The sequence below is a fragment of the Sebaldella sp. S0638 genome (genome assembly GCF_024158605.1).
GTDB lineage: Bacteria > Fusobacteriota > Fusobacteriia > Fusobacteriales > Leptotrichiaceae > Sebaldella.
The window spans coordinates 1-2,217 of record NZ_JAMZGM010000223.1 but is presented as its reverse complement, the minus strand read 5'-3'; the positions used below and the strand labels follow the sequence as shown (position 1 = coordinate 2,217).

The 2,217-nt window shown below is 33.4% G+C and carries 2 protein-coding genes and 1 pseudogene; all 3 read right to left on the bottom strand.

The genetic code is table 11. From position 1 onward, the window contains the following. Positions 1 to 546: pseudogene (locus NK213_RS19760) on the bottom strand (hypothetical protein); the annotation flags it as partial. A 67-nt stretch (positions 547 to 613) separates the two neighbouring features. Further along, the gene (locus NK213_RS19755) at positions 614 to 1,090 is read right to left on the bottom strand and encodes a phage virion morphogenesis protein (protein WP_253352525.1); all 477 of its coding nucleotides are present in this window, start codon (positions 1,088 to 1,090) and stop codon (positions 614 to 616) included. Continuing rightward, positions 1,080 to 2,217 (bottom strand): minor capsid protein (locus tag NK213_RS19750; protein ID WP_253352523.1); only part of this gene is annotated, 1,138 nt, incomplete at its 5' end. The genes NK213_RS19755 and NK213_RS19750, both read right to left, overlap by 11 nt.

Below are 2,217 nucleotides of genomic sequence, written 5' to 3'. Positions count from 1 at the left end.
TGGTGTTTTCGGCTTTAGCTTTTCCGCTACCGTTATATTCAGTCTTTCTGCCTGTGCTTCTATTTCTGTTTTTGTTAGTGTATCTAATACTTCTTTTCTATCCATTTTACTATCTTCTCCTCTTTCTTTTTTTGGTGGATTTTCTTCCTTTATTTCACTAAATTCAAATAATATTGGCTGTTTTGAAAATTCTGCTCCTGATATTGCCGGTTGTATTCCTACCGGTAGTATTGCTACTCTTGTTAGTTTCCCTTCCGGTATTTCTACTGATACTCCTTTTAATATCCCGTCCTCATAGTACCCTTTCCCTTTTTCATTAAAATTTACATCTGCATATACTTCTGATTTATGACCTTTATCCACTATTTCTATATTACTGAAATCTCCTAGTTCTACTGCTTCTTTATCTTCTGTCCACTGGCTCGTATGGGAAAATATCCCTTGTATATTATCCTTAATATTTCCGAATATATTCTTTACCCGTTCCTTATTAAATATCCCTTGCGGGTACATTCCTGTTTCAAATATCTTTATTCGTTTTCGCACATTCCCACCTCTTTTCCACATTTATCTAACTTTTTCACTTTATTTTTTCAACATCTTTTCAACATTTTTACTTTAACTGACCTTTCTTCCACTTTATTATCCAATCCTTATACTTTATTCTCTGACCTCTGTTTAAGCCCATAAATCGTCGCTGTGGAACATTCCTTTTTGGATATCCGAAGTTATGAACTGCTGCGTACTTTGTATTTGTTCCAACAATAGCTTCTGTTCTTGTATTTCTTGCCCTTATTGAATTTCTTAATCTTCCTGTATTACTTAGTATCCTGCTTCTCCCTTTTACTGCTCTTTTTCCTCGTTTTTTCTTAAGACCTGAATTGTATCTTGATATTATGGTATTTCCTTTTAACCCTTTCCATGGTCTGCCGTCAGTATCTACTTCATTTCTAAACCTCATATCCACTTCTTTTTTCATATCTCTTGAGATTTTTCCTGTTAGATAAGTAATATCATACATCCTCTTTACTGCTTTTACTCTTTTATCAAGATTTTTAAGATTCCTTACCACTTTCAGTTTAGCCTTCATAGTTAGATACCTTCTTGTAAAGTTCCTCTGATTCTTTTTCCTTTTGGTTTACATACCTTTTTATACCTGATATGTAATTACTCCCTATATTCTTATCAAAGCCTTTTTGAGGGTCTGTTCCTACTTCTCCGTTTTCTGCTTTATATCCGTAATTAGTCATATCTTCTTCACTTAAAGCTGTTACTCTGCTTCTACATTTAAAATGATTCGGCGGGTAATATACTTCCCAGAAAGGGCTGTCTAATCTGTATATCTTACCGTCTAGCATTCTACATAAATCTGTCTCTCTTCCATCTAATATGGCATCATACAGTCCATAAACAAAGCCATACTGCATACCTTCCTGTAATTGCTCCCACTGACCTACACTCTGGGCATTTATCATTGTCTGTTCAAATACCTGTCTTAGATAATATCCATCTTCTCCGAAACCTAAACTTTCAATATCTATATTCTTTTTAAAATCCTCAAAAGTCTGCCCAAGTTCCAGATTCTTTAATAACTCTGCATACAATATTTTGGTTACTTCTAAATCTGTACTTCTTTTTATCCAGAAGTAATTTGTTCTGTATTTTTCCATTACCCTTTGAATCTGATCATACATTTGGGGTTCTCTGTTAAGTAACCAGTTTATTGCCTCATTGAAAGTCATGTTGAATATATCCTGAAGGTCTATTTCAGAATATATGGCAAACTCACTTTTCTTTTTATACTCGGCTGTTTTACTTCTATCTTTTATCGTTAAGTAATGCCCCCATAATTCTGATAGGATTAAGCTGTTCTCATGGTCCTTTGTTCCTGTATCTATATTTTTGATATCTTCTATAGAAGTAATATTTTTTATTTGGTCCGATATCTTTTTGCTTATTTCAGGTACTACTCTTTTCCGGAGTCTCTCCAGATATTCCAGTGTTTTTTTATTACTGTCTTCTGTATTTTTCTTCGAAAATTCCGCAAATGGTTTTATTTCTTTTACTTCTTTCTTTTTAAGTGTCTTGTAGCCGAATACTTCCTGTAATTCCTTATCCTCTATCTCATAGCCTGATTGTGTTAATTTGGATATTGTATCCGCCTTTTTATTCATCTTATCTTCTTCAAGATTTTCTATTTGAAGTATTTTTTCCCTA

What these genes read in the sequence shown, in the direction of transcription:
- NK213_RS19755 (WP_253352525.1), bottom strand. Translation starts at nt 1,090, where the DNA reads ATGAAGGCTAAACTGAAAGTGGTAAGGAATCTTAAAAATCTTGATAAA.